At 76.3% G+C, this 1,351-nt stretch carries 1 pseudogene; it reads left to right on the top strand.

The features are described 5' to 3' along the window. A pseudogene (locus ACWDS7_RS48510) lies at positions 1-1,351 on the top strand (serine/threonine protein kinase); the annotation flags it as partial.

The raw sequence follows: 1,351 nt of genomic DNA on the forward strand, positions 1-1,351 counted from the left end.
TCGCCCCCCTCCTCGCCGCCTGCCTCGACAAACACCCCTACGAACGCCCCGACACCAAGGCCGCCATGCTCCGCCTCCTCGGCGAGGAGCCGGCGGGCCCCACGCTCTCCGGCGGAGACCGTACGGCCGGCTCCCAGGCACCGGGCGGGCCCTTCCTCGCGGACGCGGCCGGTCCCGGTGAGACGGCCGTTCTCCCGGGCGCGACCGCGGCCGGTGGGCCGCCGCAGCCGACAGCGCTGCCCCTCTGGGGGGCTCCGGCACTGCCGGGGGCCGCCCCTCCGGTGGACGTGCCCGCTCCGGCGGCGGCCGTACCGACCGATGACCGGCCGAAGCGCGGCGGTTTCCCCGTCGTGCTGGCCGCCTGCGCCGGCGTGGCCGTCCTGCTGTCCGGACTCGGGCTCTGGGCCGCCGGGAGCTACGCCTCCCTCGGCGACGTGGGACGCGCGGCCGCCGAGGAGAGGGTCTCCGGTGTCGTCCCGGTCGCGGCGGGCCAGGAACCGGCCCGGCCATCAGGTCAGAGCCAGGACATCGGGGGCGGGCCGGCGGGCGGGGACGGGCCGTCGGACAAGGTGACCGTGCCCTGGGCCACCACGACCGGCCCGCAGGTCCCGGACGTCGGGCCGCTGCAGCTGAACACCGAGGCCCCGGCGGTGACGCCCCCCACCTCGTCGATGACCTCGCCCGTCACCCCGCCTCCGCTCCCGGTGCCCACGATCCCGGCCCCGGTCCCCACGGCGCCGGCGGCCACGCGCAAGGCCGACGCCAGGCCCGCGCCGACCTCGAAGCCCAAGAACACGGCCAGGAGCACCCGGACCCCCAAGCCCGGCCGTACGTCCAAGCCGACCTCCGGACCGACGCAGAAGCCCACGCCGACGCGGAAGCCCACGCAGGCCCCGGCGCCGACCCAGCCCACCAGACCGGCGCAGCCGACCAAGTCGGCCACCGCGCAGCCCACCAGGACCGCGCAGCCCACCAGGACAGCACAGCCCACCAAACCGGCTCAGCCCACCAAGACGGCCACCGCGCAGCCCACCAGGACCGCGCAGCCCACCAAGTCAGCACAGCCCACCAGGACCGCACAGCCCACCACCGCCGCGCCGAAACCGGCGCAGCCGACCGCCGCCGCGCCGAAGCCGACGAAGACGACACCACCGCCCTCGCGTCCCAACCCGCACACCCCGCAGGAGGCCTGCGGAGCCGGCTTCGCCGTCCAGCGCTCCGGCTCCTTCAACGGCGGCACCACCTACCAGCTCTACAACTCCGCCACCGGCTCCAACTGCGTGGTCACCATGAAGACCGCCAGTGTGGGCACCGCCACCTCGGTCTGGGCCACCCTGGAAGTCCAGGGCGG

The sequence above is a fragment of the Streptosporangium sp. NPDC003464 genome, from assembly GCF_053588315.1.